Annotated in this window: 16 protein-coding genes; 6 read left to right on the plus strand and 10 right to left on the minus strand. The window is 41.1% G+C overall.

Going from position 1 to position 16,384, the window contains the following annotated elements; genetic code table 11:
* Positions 1 to 765: 765 nt before the first annotated feature.
* Complete coding sequence (holA, locus tag ACT8YW_RS17305) at positions 766 to 1,785, minus strand: DNA polymerase III subunit delta (protein WP_087318571.1); 1,020 nt, start codon at positions 1,783 to 1,785, stop codon at positions 766 to 768.
* 24 nt (positions 1,786 to 1,809) lie between these two features.
* Positions 1,810 to 2,586, minus strand: coding sequence for an AMP nucleosidase (locus tag ACT8YW_RS17310; protein ID WP_004312914.1), 777 nt, complete (start codon positions 2,584 to 2,586; stop codon positions 1,810 to 1,812).
* A 63-nt stretch (positions 2,587 to 2,649) separates the two neighbouring features.
* Between ACT8YW_RS17310 and ACT8YW_RS17315 the strand changes: the two genes are divergently transcribed.
* Complete coding sequence (locus ACT8YW_RS17315) at positions 2,650 to 3,099, plus strand: type I restriction enzyme HsdR N-terminal domain-containing protein (RefSeq protein WP_008022371.1); 450 nt, start codon at positions 2,650 to 2,652, stop codon at positions 3,097 to 3,099.
* Positions 3,100 to 3,264: 165 nt separating this feature from the next.
* Here ACT8YW_RS17315 and ACT8YW_RS17320 read toward each other — a convergent pair whose 3' ends face one another.
* The 5 genes from ACT8YW_RS17320 to ACT8YW_RS17340 form a co-directional block, all read right to left on the minus strand.
* Positions 3,265 to 6,420, minus strand: coding sequence for an efflux RND transporter permease subunit (locus ACT8YW_RS17320; RefSeq protein ID WP_444106394.1), 3,156 nt, complete (start codon positions 6,418 to 6,420; stop codon positions 3,265 to 3,267).
* A gap of 140 nt (positions 6,421 to 6,560) precedes the next feature.
* A complete protein-coding gene (locus ACT8YW_RS17325) occupies positions 6,561 to 7,694 on the minus strand; it encodes an efflux RND transporter periplasmic adaptor subunit (protein ID WP_444106396.1) in 1,134 nt (377 codons plus the stop codon).
* Between the two features lie 34 nt (positions 7,695 to 7,728).
* On the minus strand, positions 7,729 to 9,126 hold the full coding sequence (locus ACT8YW_RS17330; RefSeq protein WP_444106398.1) for an efflux transporter outer membrane subunit: 1,398 nt from the start codon (positions 9,124 to 9,126) through the stop codon (positions 7,729 to 7,731).
* 220 nt (positions 9,127 to 9,346) lie between these two features.
* Entirely contained in the window at positions 9,347 to 10,177 is an 831-nt protein-coding gene (locus tag ACT8YW_RS17335; protein WP_444106400.1) for a zinc ribbon domain-containing protein, read from the minus strand.
* Positions 10,178 to 10,182: 5 nt separating this feature from the next.
* Entirely contained in the window at positions 10,183 to 11,277 is a 1,095-nt protein-coding gene (locus ACT8YW_RS17340; RefSeq protein WP_444106402.1) for a Nif3-like dinuclear metal center hexameric protein, read from the minus strand.
* A gap of 280 nt (positions 11,278 to 11,557) precedes the next feature.
* Here ACT8YW_RS17340 and ACT8YW_RS17345 point away from each other — a divergent pair, with 280 nt between their 5' ends.
* Positions 11,558 to 12,061 (plus strand): RNA polymerase sigma factor, encoded by a 504-nt coding sequence (locus ACT8YW_RS17345; protein WP_004312907.1) that lies wholly within the window; start codon positions 11,558 to 11,560, stop codon positions 12,059 to 12,061.
* Between the two features lie 232 nt (positions 12,062 to 12,293).
* A complete protein-coding gene (locus tag ACT8YW_RS17350; protein WP_444106405.1) occupies positions 12,294 to 12,698 on the plus strand; it encodes a DUF4891 domain-containing protein in 405 nt (134 codons plus the stop codon).
* A 53-nt stretch (positions 12,699 to 12,751) separates the two neighbouring features.
* On the opposite strand, the gene ACT8YW_RS17355 is transcribed toward ACT8YW_RS17350, so the two are convergent.
* From ACT8YW_RS17355 to ACT8YW_RS17365, 3 genes are read right to left on the minus strand one after another with little or no spacing between them, the layout of a single operon-like run.
* Positions 12,752 to 13,030, minus strand: a complete 279-nt coding sequence (locus ACT8YW_RS17355; RefSeq protein ID WP_444106407.1) for a hypothetical protein — start codon at positions 13,028 to 13,030, stop codon at positions 12,752 to 12,754.
* Positions 13,027 to 13,821 (minus strand): ABC transporter permease, encoded by a 795-nt coding sequence (locus ACT8YW_RS17360; RefSeq protein ID WP_444106408.1) that lies wholly within the window; start codon positions 13,819 to 13,821, stop codon positions 13,027 to 13,029. The genes ACT8YW_RS17355 and ACT8YW_RS17360 overlap by 4 nt, the downstream gene beginning before the upstream one ends.
* Before the next feature lie 51 nt (positions 13,822 to 13,872).
* Positions 13,873 to 14,493 (minus strand): ABC transporter ATP-binding protein, encoded by a 621-nt coding sequence (locus ACT8YW_RS17365; RefSeq protein WP_120069744.1) that lies wholly within the window; start codon positions 14,491 to 14,493, stop codon positions 13,873 to 13,875.
* Positions 14,494 to 14,648: 155 nt separating this feature from the next.
* Here ACT8YW_RS17365 and ACT8YW_RS17370 point away from each other — a divergent pair, with 155 nt between their 5' ends.
* The 3 genes from ACT8YW_RS17370 to ACT8YW_RS17380 all read left to right on the plus strand — a co-directional run bounded on the left by ACT8YW_RS17370 (position 14,649) and on the right by ACT8YW_RS17380 (position 16,366).
* Entirely contained in the window at positions 14,649 to 15,560 is a 912-nt protein-coding gene (locus ACT8YW_RS17370; protein ID WP_008640219.1) for a helix-turn-helix transcriptional regulator, read from the plus strand.
* Positions 15,561 to 15,582: 22 nt separating this feature from the next.
* Complete coding sequence (locus ACT8YW_RS17375) at positions 15,583 to 15,822, plus strand: hypothetical protein (protein ID WP_004312878.1); 240 nt, start codon at positions 15,583 to 15,585, stop codon at positions 15,820 to 15,822.
* Between the two features lie 370 nt (positions 15,823 to 16,192).
* Entirely contained in the window at positions 16,193 to 16,366 is a 174-nt protein-coding gene (locus tag ACT8YW_RS17380) for a hypothetical protein (RefSeq protein ID WP_008640217.1), read from the plus strand.
* Positions 16,367 to 16,384 lie beyond the last annotated feature (18 nt).

The following is a 16,384-nucleotide window of genomic DNA, read 5'->3' on the forward strand; positions in this document are numbered from 1 at the left end:
ATACTATTGTGAATGCTTGCTCTTTATCACATTTGTATTTTATTCACATTAATACTTTATACATTGGTAACAGATCAAATATACAAAAGTAAATATTGATAGTTGCAAAAGCAATAAAAGGAAGGAATCAACCCATACTTTACCAATGTATATTACTATTTTTGTCTAATCATCCTTTACAATTTTCTCTAAAAAGCAAATCCTTGCGATATTTCTGTACCAATCTCCAGATATTTATTTTTTTTCGATTCTAGAAGGCTTATTTTTCGCATAAATAAATGATATACAAGAATTTAATCCCAATAAAGTGAATCTATATTTCTATTAAACTAGAAAAAAATCATGCTGTAACAATCCAATATAGTCTGAACTATCAAAATGACATTAATGGGCAGCTTTAGAAAAAGAGAAAATCTCCATTCTCACTATAAAGTGGTAGCATCAAAATCTAAAATGCTTTTTTGATAAAACTCAAGGATCAGTAAACTTTTCTCGTTAAAAAATTCAAGCTTTAGATTTAATGAAAATGTATTTTCTGAAAAGATAGGCAATATAAAATTAAAAAAACTGTTTGTGTGATTAGCCAAACAGTAACTCTATAAAACGATGAAATAACTAAATTTATTTGTAAAAATAATCACAGAAAATAGTGAGAGGACTTTTTGAGATAAGTATAATTGCGGGAATATAAAAAAGACATATACTCCCCATTTCTATCTATGGTAAAAGTATATGTCTGATGATATATGTAATTCTTAATTCGACTTAATGCAAAATTTTAAACACCAGCTCGCGAAGAATATCCCCATCTGTCATAGAACTGTTTTGGACTCCTTTAGATTTTGCATCAGCATATCGTATTTCTCCAACAATTTGCATCGTCTTTACTCCACTATATTTTCGCATTGCCACCATATAATCCCGAGCCTGCCATGGAGTTCTTAATCCTAGCATGTTTGCAATTCCCTGCTCTGATTTATCCGGTGCATAATAAGTTAACATCAAGTTGGAATAAAAGCTAAATAATAGAGACAGCGTCATTTGGATCGGATTAGTTTTCGGATTTTCCTCAAAATATTTTATTATTTTGTTCGCTTTCAATATATCCTTTTCCACTAAAGCACTGCGCAATTCAAAGTTATTATAGTCTTTACTTATGCCGATATTCTTTTCTATCTGTTCAGGAGTAACACGTTTCTGTCCGGCAGGTAAAGTGATAATCAACTTTTCAAGTTCTCCGGTCAGACGACTTAAATCCGAGCCTACAAAATCAGCAAGCATAGAAGTTGCCTTCGGTTCCATATCAACCCCTTTTCGTTTCATATATGAAGCGATAAAACCGGGAAGTTGCGCATCTTTGATTTTTTTAGACTCAAACAATACACCTGTTTTTTCCACCTCGGCAGCTAACTTCTTTCTACGATCTAAAGTTCCATGCTTATGGCATATCACTAAGATAGTGGAAAGCAAAGGCTTTTGAAGATAATATGACAACTCCTCCATATTACGCACGGCCTGCGCTTCCTTAACGACTACTACTTGATGTTCTGACATCATGGGATAACGCTTTGCGGCATTTATAATCGTTGCCACATCCACGTCAGCACCATACACAACAGTCAGGTTGAATTCTTTTTCCGTTTCGCTCAACACATTATCCGTTATGTAATCTGCAATCAAGTCGATATAATACGACTCTTCTCCCATCAGGTAATAGACAGGGCGATACTGCTTTGCTCTCAATTCCTTGAGGATGTCATCACAGGTCAATTCTTGTTTTGCCATATATATTTTTTCAGAAAGACCGGATTACCAGTCGAATTTCAAGTGTTTAACAGTTTTCTTTTCATCAATAATCATACGCAGAGAAGCAATGCCAATTTCAACATGCTCTTCTACATAATTTCTGGTCACCAAATTATCGCTTTTATCCGTTTTCACTCCATCGGGAGTCATTGGCTGATCGGATACCAATAATAATGCACCGGTAGGAATATGATTGGCAAAGCCACAACTAAACAGAGTTGCAGTTTCCATATCGACTGCCATGGCCCGTGTCTTTGTCAGATATTCTTTGAACGCATCATCATGTTCCCAAATACGACGGTTAGTGGTATATACAGTACCGGTCCAATAGTCGCGGCCTTTGTCACGAATGGATGAAGAAACGGCACGCTGCAACATAAATGCAGGCAACGCAGGAACTTCGGGAGGAAAATAATCATTAGAAGTTCCCTCCCCACGGATAGCCGCAATAGGAAGAATCAAGTCACCAAGCTGGTTTTTCTTGTCGATACCACCACATTTTCCGAGGAATAAACATGCTTTGGGGCGAATAGCACCCAGCAAGTCCATGATGATAGCAGCGTTGGGACTTCCCATACCGAAGTTAATCATTGTGATACCTTCGGCAGAAGCAGAAATCATATTTGCGTCCCTTCCTAAAATAGGAACATTAAACTGATTTGCGAAAATCTCGACGTACTTGTTGAAGTTAGTCAACAGAATATACTCTCCAAAATCCTCCAGGTTACGTTTTGTGTAACGCGGCAGCCAATTAGCTACGATTTCTTCTTTTGTTTTCATAATTATCTATTAAATTTGTGCTCCCAATAATGGGAACCATTATTTAACTTACAAAAATAATAAATGTTATCGTTAAACCTACCAGTATTCGACACTAAAATAAACGTACGAAACGGAAAAAATGTAATTTTCGACGTTATTCGTAAACGATATGTCGCCCTTACCCCTGAAGAATGGGTACGGCAACACTTTGTTCACTTTCTTATTGCACACAAAGGATATCCGACTACCCTTCTTGCCAATGAAGTAATGGTTAAGTTGAACGGTACTACCAAACGATGCGATACAGTACTTTACCGGAGGGATTTATCCGCCCGGATGATTGTAGAATATAAAGCACCACACATTGAAATAACGCAAGCTGTTTTCGATCAGATCACCCGATATAATATGGTACTGAAAGTAGATTACCTAATTGTCAGCAACGGAATGCAACATTATTGCTGCCGTATGGATTATGAACATCAGAGCTATACGTTCCTCCAGGATATTCCTGATTACCATTCTTTATAAAATAATCCGCTGTATTCGCCTTAAAAAACAGCCTTGCCGACAAGAATAAAATAGCGTCACTATCCCCTCAAGATAGTGACGCTATTTGCCTACTATGGTGACGCTATCCCGAACAGATAGCGTCACTATACCAACTACCCTTCCAGACAGTCTTCAAACAGCTTTTTACTTCTGTGTTGCAGCATCTTTCCCGCCACCATCATCTGCTTTCTTTTTACTGAACCGCTCTTGCAATTTCTGCATCAATTCGTAAAAATTAGGAATATAAATAGTAGCCAATAAAGTATTCATAGCCATACCGAATACAACAGCGGCTCCCAATGCTATACGACTTTGCGCACCTGCGCCGGTGGCGAACAACAACGGCATCACTCCTAGTACAAAAGCAAAAGATGTCATCAGGATCGGACGCAAGCGGACATGTCCCGCTTCAAAAGCAGCTTCCCGAATCGAATTACCTTCGGCACGGAAATCACGGGCAAATTCCACAATCAAAATACCGTTCTTTGCCGAAAGCGCAACAAGCAGAATGATACCGATTTGCGTATAAATACTGACCGGAGTTCCCATAATCAGACAGCCAATCATAGCACCCAATAATGCGACCGGCAATCCGATAACGGCTGCCACCGGGCTGGTCCAACTCTCATACTGTGCAGCAAGTACCAGGAAAGCAACAATTAGAGCCATCACGAGTACAATGGTAGTCGTATTTCCTGCCTGTGTTTCCTGATAAGCCACAGAAGTCCATTCATATCCAAACTCATCTCCCAGCTGTTCCTTAAATAATGCTTCCACTTCCTGTATGGCCTGCCCGGTGCTACTTCCCGGAGCAACATTACAAGTCAGAGAAGCAGTCGAGTACATATTATAACGGTTTATTTGATCCTGTCCTAACTGTTCCTCCACTTTGGTGAAAGAAGAAAAAGGTACCATCTCTCCTGCCGCATTCGGCACACTTAGTTTCAAGACATCATCAATCACGCGCTGTGCCTGATCCCGTGCCTCAATCTTCACCTGATAGATACGTCCGAATTCAACAAAATCATTCACATAAGCCGCTCCCATATAATAGCCCAATGTAGAGAACACATCATTCAAGGCAATCCCCATAAACTGCACTTTATCACGATCAATATTCAAGAAATACTGCGGAACATTTGCCTGATACTGACTGGACACAGATCCTAAAGCCGGTTTAGAATGATAAGAAGCAAGCAACGCATTGATAGCTTGTTGCATTTCCGTCGGTCCCAGGTTACGCCGGTCTTCCAACTGAAGTTGCAAACCGCCGGAAGCACCCAGTCCCGGAATAGCCGGAGGAACCATCGCAAATACTTCCGCAGCCTGAATAGTCATATACGCTTCACCATTAAAACGGTTGACTACGGCAGCAGCCGTATGCTCCTTCCCTTTCCTTTCATCCCAGTTTTTCAGTACCACAAAATAAGTTGCCGAGTTGCTCTGCTCGCCGCCACCCATTATCGAGAAGCCGGAAATGCCAATATAATTCTTCACTTCCGGATAAGAATCCAGAATTGCATTAACCTTATCTCCCACTGCCTGCGTACGTTCAAGGCTGGCTGCAGGCGGAAGTTGAACAACAGCAATAAAATATCCGTCATCCTCGTCCGGAATGAAAGTAGACGGCCAATGCATAAAGAGCAATACAGCAATAACAGTCAAGGCACCGTAGGAAACAAGAGCCATTCCGGGACGTTGAAGCAACCATTTGACAATCTTGTCATACACTCCTTGTGTCTTGTCGTATGCCTTATTGAAACCTTTGTATATAAAGAAGTTAGAAGGTTTGCTCTTTTCAAGAAACAACGCACAGAGTGCAGGGGTCAATGTCAACGAATTGAAACCGCTCAACACGGTAGAAGCGGCAATAGTCAATGCAAACTGCTTATACAACTGCCCTGAAATTCCGCTAATCATCATCGTAGGAATAAACACAGCCAGCAATACAAGCACTACCCCGACAATCGGGCCTGTAATCTCTCCCATCGCTTTCGTCACCGCTTCGCGAGGGGAGTACCGCCCGGTTTCCAGTAACCTCGAAGCATTCTCCACCACCACTATCGCGTCATCCACCACAATGGCAACTGCCAGAATCAGCCCGAACAACGTCAGTGTATTGATAGAGAAACCAAATGCCGCCATCACGGCAAATGTACCAATCAACGATACCGGGATGGTAATACAAGGAATAATCACAGCCCTCCAATTCTGCAAGAACAGGAAAATAACGAGAATCACCAGCAAAGTCGTTTCAAAGAATGTGACCATCACTTCATCAATAGAAGCATGGATCACATCGGTCGTATCCAAAGTGACATTATACGAAACTCCTTTCGGGAAACTTGCCGCCAATTCCTCCATTTTAGCCTTCACTCCTTTGGATACATCCAGCGAATTGGAACCCGGTTGCTGGTAAATAGCAATGGCAGCCGTAGGTTTTCCATTCAATCGTGACACTACGCTATATGACGCAGAACCCAAGTCGATGCGTGCAATATCCTTCAGGCGAAGCATCGCTCCGTTCTGTTCGCGGCGGATAATAATATCGCCGAACTGTTCTGGAGATTTCAATCGTCCCTGGACATTCAATGTATACTGAAAAGCATTATTATTATCCTGCCCGATAGGTTGACCGATATATCCGGCAGATACTTCCACATTCTGCGACTGGATGGACTGATAAACCTGTTGCGGTGAAATATTCCGTATACGCATAGCCTCCGGATCGAGCCAGATGCGCATCGAATAGTCCCCCGCTCCCATAACATTCACAGCACCCACTCCGGGCACACGTGTCAGCTGGTCTACTAAATTCAGTTTGGCATAATTAGTCAGATACAGGCTGTTGTATGCAGAATCCTGCGAAGTCATTGTCAGGAACATCACAATGTTCGAAGACTGTTTCTGCACAGTGACTCCTTGCACAACTACCGGTTCCGGCAGTGATGATTGCGCGATACTTACCCTGTTTTGTACCTGCACAGTTGCCATATCGATGTCCGTACCGACAGCGAATGTAATGGTCAGAGAATACGCTCCCGAAGAGGAAGAATTGGAAGACATATAAAGCATACCATCTACACCATTCACCTGCTGTTCGATAGGAATACCCACTGTTTGGGCAACAGTTTCAGCATTTGCCCCGGGATAAACGGCAGAGACCTGCACCGTTGGCGGCGTGATCTCCGGAAATTGCGCCACAGGCAATATATTGAGTGTGACCAGACCGGCTACTACAATAAGCAGGGCAAGGACAGTAGCAAATATCGGTCGGTTGATAAAAAACTTAGAAAACATAATATATAGGTTTAAAAGCAGCCTCTCCACAGCCTTCTCCCAAAGAGAAGGAGCAAGAAAGTTACTTTTGTTAATTAATCGGTTTTAAGTACATCACCTTTATTGATTTCATTTGTTAATCAATCAGTTAGCAAAGGACTTTACTTTCCTCTCTTGGGGAGAGAATCAGGGAGAGGCTTTATCTTCATTCCGTCTCTGACTTTCATCAAAGCCTCTGTGACATACTGTTCTTGCGGAGAAAGTCCTCCCACTATCTGCCGTAAAGTGCCGTCGACCAACTGCCCTATTTCAATATGCCGGTAATGAACTATATTCGAATCATTTACAACATATAAATATTTACCCAACTGATCGGTTCCGATAGAACCTTCTTTCACCAGCACCGCATTTTTAGCTTCTCCATAAGGTAAAGTAATGCTTACATACAACCCACTCTTCAATATCCCTTTCGGATTATCAAAATTGGCACGAACCGTCAGCGTTCCTGTATTCAAATCTACATTGGGTGAAAGATAGTCGAGGGCAGCCGGATAAGTTTCAGTTCCCTCCTTTCCCAGTTGAACCATTATTTTCTGCGGAAGATTGGCTGGTAATTGCTGGTTATCCATAGCCATCGTCAACCATTGATTATCAGCTACATTGAAGTAAGCATACATCTGATTATCCTTATAAATAGTAGCCAATGTAACCGGCTGCAACGAGCCGCCGACATAACTTCCTACATCCACCGTCGCCTTACTGATAGTGCCATCAAACGGCGCGCGAACATAACAATATCCCAAGTTTGTACGGGCGGTGCTCAAAGCAGCTTCCGCATTGCTGACAGCTGCAACCCCTTCTGCCACAGACGATTCAGCCTGAAGCACCTGTATCTGACTGACAGCATCACTCTTTACAGCCTCTTTCATACGGCTATAATTATTACGGGCATATTCCAGTTGAGCCTGGGCGGTTTTCAGTTCTGCTTCTGCCTGCTCCACCTTGTCTTTATACAAAGTAGGTTCAATGACAAACAGCAGTTGTCCCTGTTTCACTCGTCCGCCAGGAACATACGAGGTAGACTGCAAGGTTCCGTTCACTCGGGCCACAAGATTCACCGTTTTTTCAGTTGTCAGATAGCCCGGGTAATCTTTCGTCAAAGTAATATCCTCCACTACGGGTTTGGTCACGCTAATTTCCGGAGTGGGCATACCTCCCATCGCTCCTGTACTTTTTTTCTCCTTACAACCTGTCAATATAGGCAGTGCAAGAAAGATATACATCAGTTTTTTCATATCTGTTAGGTTATATATTTTTTGATTGATTTTTTTATTCTCTCCAACCGCCTCCCAAAGCCTTGTAGAGGGCTATCAGTTGCAAAAGTGAACTCCCTTGTGCCTGTACCAGCTGATTCTCGTAAGATAACAGAGAACGTTGCGCATCGAGTACGTTTTGGAAAGGCGAGAGTCCCTGCTTGTACAATTCCAGTGAAAGTTTCAATGTCTCAATCCCTTGATTACGCACTTCCCGCAGGGCGACAATCTGTTTGATTGAATTCTGGTAAGCATTCATAGCGTTATCAGTCTCCTGTACGGCAGTCAAAACCGTCTGGTTAAACTGATTGATCGCTTCATCCAGTTGCGCTTTCGCCAGTCGGGTTGCGTTCACCAACTGTCCTCCGCTGAAAATAGTCCAGCTCAATGACGGAGCGATTTCATAAGTCATACTTTTACTTTTGGTGAGATCCTTCAAATCACGGGCGGCATACCCAAATGATCCTTTCAAGAAAACTTTCGGCAACCAATCCGCTTTTGAGGCTCCCAGCAATGCCGCTTGTGCATTCACGCTCAATTCCGCACCTCGTACATCAGGCCGTCTCAATAACAAATCGACAGGTAGCCCCACTCCGATCGGTTCCATGTAATCGGGCAGTGTTCCGCCGGATTCGAGAACCGGACGAATGTCCTGCGGATACATTCCCAATAAAACGGCCAATGTCGTTATATACTGATTGATACCCGCTTCCAGTTGAGGAATGGAGGCTTTCGTATTATACAACACAGACTTAGCCTGTGCCACATCGAGCTTGGCAACAAGTCCGGTATTATAGCGTACCTCGGTGATTTTCAGTACTTCCTCCTGCGAAGCACTGTTTTTCTTCACCACCTCAAGTTCTTGTTGCAATTCCCTTAGATTGATATAGGCCGAGGCTACCTCCGCAGCCAACGAAACCATAACACCTGTGTACTCTTCCTTACTGGCGGCAAAATTCTCTTTCTGTGCTTTTACCCGCTTGCGGATACTGCCAAAGATATCCAGCTCCCAACTCATACTTAACGAAGCATCATAATAATGATCCGTTGTTTGAGGCAGCGAACTGGTATTTCCACTTGTTTCCTGACGGGTCCACCCTGCATTCAGTCCGATGGAAGGAAAGAAATTACTACGTTCTATCCAAAGATTGGCACGGGCAGCGGCTATACGGTTGATTGCCATCGCAACGGAATAATTACGATCTACTGCCAGAGCTATCAAAGAGTCCAGTTTGGCGTCTTGGAATGACTTCCACCAATGGTCATCCACCGGAAGTATCTGTTGAAACACTTCCCCGCTCTCTTCCCAATCGTTAGGGAGCGGAGCTTTCAAATAACGGTTTGCAGTCTGTCCAACCGCAGTTACAGTTGAAAGAAACATAAGGAGCGATGTGCCCCACACTCGTATACTCATATCAGTTCAGGTTTTTATGAAATGAAAAGATAACAACTAAAGGGTAAGTTTGTTTACCGGAGTAAAATTGGAGTAAAACTCCCACGCGACGCAATATTATTTTGAAGTATTCGATTTCCCTTTATACAGGCACTTACTAAAACAAAAAAAGCCCCGCATTGCTGCAGGGCTTACTTTATATATCAAAATAGTAACTTTACTTACTACTTCACTGCTTTCTTTATTCAGCAGTTTTTCTTCTGATAGCTCTTTTGGTAGTAGTTGCCGGAGCTTCTTCCACCTTGTGTTCGATTTGTACACCAGCCAATTCCGGGTCAATCATAATACGTCCGCAGTATTCGCAAACGATTACTTTCTTACGAGAGCGGATATCCAGCTGTCTCTGGGGCGGAATCTTGTTAAAGCAACCACCACATGCGTCACGTTGTACATACACAATACCCAATCCGTTACGAGAGTTCTTGCGGATACGTTTGAAAGACTGCAACAGACGTGGTTCAATCTTAGTTTCCAATTCTTTAGCTTTGTCTCTCAATTTCTCTTCTTCCTGTTTGGTTTCAGAGATAATTTCATCCAGTTCGCTCTTTTTCTGCTCCAGGTCTTTCATTCTTTCGTTAAGAATCTGATCGTTCTTTGTCACTTCAGCCTCTTTTTCTTCTTTATCAGCAGAATATTCTTTGATTCTCTTTTCGCAAAGTTCGATCTCCAATGTCTGGAATTCGATTTCCTTCGTCAAGAAGTCATATTCACGGTTGTTGCGAACATTGTCTTGTTGTGACTTATATTTTTCTACTGAAGCCTTTGCTGTTTCAATTTCTACTCTCTTGCCGGCAATAGCAGATTTCAGTTCATCCACTTCAGCTTTGATCTTGTCGATACGGGTACTCAAACCGGCAATTTCATCTTCAAGGTCTTGCACTTCCAACGGAAGTTCACCTCTCAATGTCTTGATTTCATCAATCTTAGACAACATCGTTTGCAGTTGGAACAGTGTCTTCAGTTTCTGTTCTACCGTCAACTCATTCGGATCTTTTTTTGCTTCTCTAGCCATTTTACTTATAAATATTTTATGGGATTCGTATTTATTTTACTCAATTGGAGTGCAAAATTAGGAAATAAATCCCGGATTATGGAATAAAAAATTTCTTTTGTATATTGTTCGCTTTCGTAATGACCAATCTCTGCCATCAGAATATCTTCTTCATGGCCGAAATAATCATGATATTTAATTTCGCCGGTAATAAAAACATCCGCTCCCGACCGGATTGCCTGTGGAAGCAAAAATGCACCTGCACCGCCGCACAATGCCACTTTCTGTATCTCTCTTCCCTTCAGCTTGTTGTGACGCAAACATCCCACTTCGAATGTCTTCTTGATGCGTTTCAAAAATTCGAGCTCTGTCTCCGATTCATCCAATTCACCGACAATTCCCGCCCCCGCCTGCGACCAGTCGTTCAATAACGGATAAATGTCGAATGCCGGTTCCTCATAAGGATGGGCAGCCAATAAAGCCTTGATGGTTTCCGCCTTTTTAAAGGAAGGAAGAATCGTTTCAATCCTCACCTCCTCTTCGTGGTGCAGTTCTCCGATTGTTCCACAGAAAGGATGCGTTCCCTCTTTTGCCCGGAAAGTTCCCTCTCCTTTCAGATTGTAACTGCATGAATCATAGTCGCCTATATTTCCGCATCCGGCAGCAAACAGTGCTTCGCGTACCGCGTCAGCTTGTGCGTAAGGGACAAACGTCACCAGCTTAACCAAGTTATTCTCTTTTGGCTCAAGCACTTTCAAATTCTTCAATCCGATTTTTTCGGCTATCTTATAATTGACTCCACCTTGCGCATTATCCAGATTGGTATGCGCCGAATAGATCACAATATCATTCTTTATTGCTTTCAATATACAGCGTTCCACATAATCCTTGCCCGTAATGGATTTATACCCTTTAAAAATCAGCGGATGATGAGATATAATGAGATTGTAACCCAACGCGATCGCTTCATCCAACACGGCTTCAGTAACGTCAAGACACAACAAAGCCCCTGTTGCTTCCGCTTCTGTCAATCCGATTTGCAGGCCGGCATTATCAAAGCCGTCTTGCAATGGCAGAGGCGCGAATCGTTCAAGGGCGCTTACTATTTGCTTAATTTTCATTATTTGGTAGAAAATTTGGTTGCAAATATAATAAATAAAAAAGGAATAATCATACTAAACGGTCGTTTTTTAGAGAATTTATCGTTATCCGTTTTCTTGAGACCACCGTAAAAGATATCAAACACCACCCGAAAACTATCAAATAAGACCTAAAAACTATCCGATGATAGAAATTCCCCTAAATTCCGTCGGATTCTCCCCCAGCGGGATCGACAAAATACCTTAAACTTGCAACATCAAAATTTTAACAACGAATACTCACATTTTAAAAACAACACATATGAAAAGTTTAAGCTTCAGAAAAGACTTGGTAGGCGTTCAGGAAGAACTACTACGTTTCGCATACAAACTGACAACAGACCGCGAAGAAGCAAACGATTTGCTGCAGGAAACCTCATTAAAAGCATTAGATAACGAAGAAAAATATACACCTGATACAAATTTCAAAGGATGGATGTATACCATCATGCGCAATATCTTTATCAATAACTATCGCAAGGTAGTTCGTGACCAGACATTTATTGACCATACGGACAATCTCTACCATCTTAATTTACCGCAAGATGCAGGGTTTGAAAGTACGGAAAAGACATACGACCTGAAAGAGATGCACCGCGTAGTCAATGCTCTTCCGAAAGAATACAGAGTTCCGTTCGCCATGCACGTTTCCGGATTCAAATACCGCGAAATTGCAGAAAAACTGAATCTTCCGTTGGGCACTGTAAAGAGCCGTATCTTCTTCACGCGCCAGAAATTACAGGAAGAACTGAAAGACTTCCGCTAAACCCTAACTATATCTACATTAGTTTCAGATTAAACAATTGATTTCATTTTTCAGTTTTATCAATAGGCAAAAGGCAAAGAGAGTGTATATTCTTTTTGCCTTTTGCCTGTTTTCATCGGACAAATATGGATAAAAATTAATGCCGGAATAAAAACTAATTATAAAATTCTGCGTAAAACTTCCGTTATTTATTGAAAATCTGTATTTTTACTTCCACTAAATAATAAATACGATGAAAACAATTCTGACTCTACTGTTGCTGATAGTTGTGACGACCTCCTGTCAACTCAAAAAGAGTGATACGGCTGTAGCCGAGTCTACAGAAATTGACAATGCCGAAGATTGCACGGCAGATACGGTCAAAGCTACTGCTATCTTCTGGATTGATAAAGCAGAAACTAAACACTGCAAAGAGTACGGCTTTCGTACCATCAAAGCCCACGTGCTCATTCGTGAAGATGGAAAGGTCGATTTGATGTCATTCGTCAAAAAACAATCCCCGGCTGTAGAGACGTACATACGCCATCATCTTTCCAAATTTAAAGTGTCGGAAAAGATGTTTGAAAGCGGGTATGTGCAACCCGGAGAACAATTAGTGCAGCTTCGCTGCTTATGGGGAATGTTGAAAGGCAAGTAATCAATGTGCTCACAACCGGAGCTAAAAGCAAAGATAACCCGTTGTCTTAGCGTCTAGCTTTTGCTTTTCATCTGTACTTTGTTTTTCAGCGCATACCGTTCGTCTACCACCCTGTCGGTAGGAAAGAAAGTGAAAATAAGCCGCCACTCTCCTTCTTTATAGATAAATTTACGCCCGCTGGCTCCACGAAGAATTGCTTCGTGCTTTTCCCACAGGAACGATTCGATATGTTCCGGCATTTCAGTGCCGGATGCCGAAAACTCCACTGTTATAAAAAAATGCGGAATAGAAGTTTCAGCCACTTTACGGAATATCTGATCGGCAACTGTCATTTTCGGGGTTCTTTGGTTACCTCTAATAATTTCCCGTATGCGTCAAAAGATCGGCGTGAAGCCAATGAAATAGTTATCATCAGCGACAGCATAGATGCCGTAAAAGTAATCACCATAATCATCATCTGATACTTGATGGCAACATTCGGACTGCTTCCTCCCAGGATTTGTCCGATCATTGTGCCGGGAAGAGCAACCAATCCCATCACGGAAATGTTCGCAATCAGCGGACTGAAGGATTTAATAATGGCCTGTCGGATAAATGGAGCCTGCGCTTCCTGCCTTGTTGCTCCGTTCCCCAGTAAATAACGGTACAACTGTTGCTCACGTTTCAATCCGCTATAATACGTATTCAAAGCTATCACATTGCTCGAAAGCATATTACCCATCAGGATACCGAATATCGGAATAAAGTATTGGGCGCTAAATATATTGTCCAATTGAAGAACAATACCGATAAAGTACAAGCCTACCAGTACAACACTACAAAGAAATCCTACCGTAATAGGGATTAATAAGATACGACGTTTCAACTGGGTACGCACCAGTGCTGTCTGTCCGGCTACGAATATCATAATTATCACCCAAAGGAAGTTAATCCAGGGATTGTTCCATAAAAAGAGATATTTCAGATACATGCCGATAAAGAACAGTTGGATAATCATCCGTACTGTACCAATCAGGGCAGGTTTCAGTAGTCCCGTTTTAAACTTCCAAAGATAAAAGAACGGGATGGCAAGCAGAAGCAAGCCTATAATAAGATTATAATATGATATATCAATCGTTCCCACAGTGTATTCTTAACAATTCTATCCGATTCGTGTTAGAGTTCTCTCCAATCGTTACAATTCTATTAAATAATGACATCCCGAAGCAAAGTCCTTATCATGCGATACGGCCAGCACTGCTGTTCCCTTTTCCGCCTGTCGCCGGAAGAAAGACAAGACCCTACCGGTCGAATCGGCATCCAAAGCAGAAGTAGGTTCGTCTATAATAATCAGAGGTTTATTGAGCATAGCGGCTACGGCGAGCATGATGCGTTGACGCTGGCCGCCCGACACTTCATTCACTCTCTTGGTATATAATTCATGTTCCAGTCCCAATTCATCAAAACAGGCAAAAAGCCTTTCTTCCGAAAAAGGGACAGAACGGTTCACTTTCAGTCCGAACGGGAGAGCTACCATCTCTTTCACCCATTCGAAAGGCAATGCCAATTCCTGGGGAATCCATGCAATCTGCCGCCTGACTGTATCAATAGTCGATTTATCCAGTACCATTCCTCCTATCCTGATTATCCCTTCTTTCAACGGAACAAAACCCATTATCGCATTCAGTAACGAAGTCTTTCCACAGCCAGATTGTCCTACAATACAGGCAGTTTCTCCCCTTTCCAATTTCATATTAAAACCGGAAACAAGAACCTCTGTCCCAAAAGCAATACAAATGTTCTCAATATGTAGCATTTAATCGTACCTTTTGAAAATTTCACCAAAAGTATAAAAAAACAAGGGCATACGTATCAAAATCCCTTTGTTTTCTTAGAAATTTTCTTAGAACGACATGTTTTGTCGTCACGTGACATTATCTTTGCTCTTGATAATTAAAATTAATACCAAATATGGGCAAGAAACGGGAAGGAATGCAACGAATGCTGGTCATTATCAATAAATTAAAAGGACCTCAACAGTATGTGCCACGTAAAGAATTGGAGAACTACGTGACACATCGCATGGAAGAACGAGATGGAACACCTGTAGACATAAGAACTTTGCAGCGAGACTTCAAAGATATAGAAGATCTATTTGGTATCCGCATCTGTTTTGATAAGAAACAAAACGGTTATTATATCAATGAGGAAGACGATTTGAAAAAGGAGCAATACGAACGGCTTCTGCTAAACTTCGACCTATTGAATGCTTTGGACAAAACTTCCAACCTACACACCTATGTTCTTGCCGAACATCATCGACCAAACGACAGTGAATGTCTTCCGGCATTGATAAAAGCCATTAAATTCTTTCACCCGGTAGAATTCAGTTATATTTATGTACGTGAAGGAGACAAAGTACGCAAAAAGAAAGTCTTACCTTATTATCTGAAAGAAGACCAGCAAAGATGGTATCTCCTCGCCTACGACAACAACATATTAAAAACTTTCAATATAGACTGTATCCGCAATCTCCAAATCCTTTATGAGGAAACCTTCAAAAGAAATATGAATATTGATGCAAACAACTTATTTAAAGACAGCTACGGCATCTGGAATCAGACAGATATTCCAGTAGAAAATATTGAACTAAGCTATAGTGCATTAGATGGCAGTTTCTTGAAATCGATTCCTTTGCATCATTCACAAGAAATCATTACGGACAATGAGATGGAATTTCGAATCAGATTACGCCTTCGTATTACTAATGATTTTGTAATGGCATTGCTCTCACGTAGTAGTTCACTTACAGTAATTGAGCCGTCACATCTTCGGGAACGAATACGGAAAATTTATGAGGAAGCAATAAAAAGACATTTATAACATAACGTTTAACATTAAAACTATGAATCTATTTAAAGCATTATTTGGTAGCAGTTTTTTTCAGCAAGAAATGAAACGTAATCAACAGTATCGCGACAACTATGCCTGCTGCGATGATATTGACGTAAATATTGATCTTGCAGAAGAAATTGAAAACGAAACACAGAATGAAAAGCTGGTTTTGTCTGACTATATACCTGAATCTTATTTATATGACAATGAGAATAGAGAAATGGATGATGAGATAGATTTGATAGAGTAAGAAACGAAGACTATACTTAAACCTAAAAAAAACAATACCCTAGAGTGTTATATTGCAAAATATATCTATATTTGCACTGTCATCATAAGCAATTATATGACATTACATTTTATTAGATGAAAGTGTTTTGCTTTTATCCTTATTCGGGAAATCTGGTAAATTTCAAAAGGAACAGGGATAACAATAACACTCATCACTTGTATTTTCGTATGTGTTACCTATGCGCATATCTATACAAGTGTGGGGTATTGTTTATTTGTTCCTTAGGTTTACCAGAACCTCCCGATAGATAAACAGACGACTCCACACTTTCTTTTTTATGTATAACCTCATTTTAGGGAGTCGAAATGATATTATAAATAGGATGTTTATGGAAAAAATTTCGGCAATTCCCAAACCTGAAATTGGAGTTAGAATTCTTCTTTCCCAAGAAGTTGGTGTAAAAAAACACAATGAAGATTTTTTAATTCTAACAGTACTATTCTGTTTATTCATGTTATGTTGGATATTTGCGTTTTTAAATTTTATAGGAATAGATGTTTAATAATATAAACTTTGATTA

Source organism: Bacteroides sp. (genome assembly GCF_052357945.1).
In the GTDB taxonomy this organism is placed as follows: domain Bacteria; phylum Bacteroidota; class Bacteroidia; order Bacteroidales; family Bacteroidaceae; genus Bacteroides.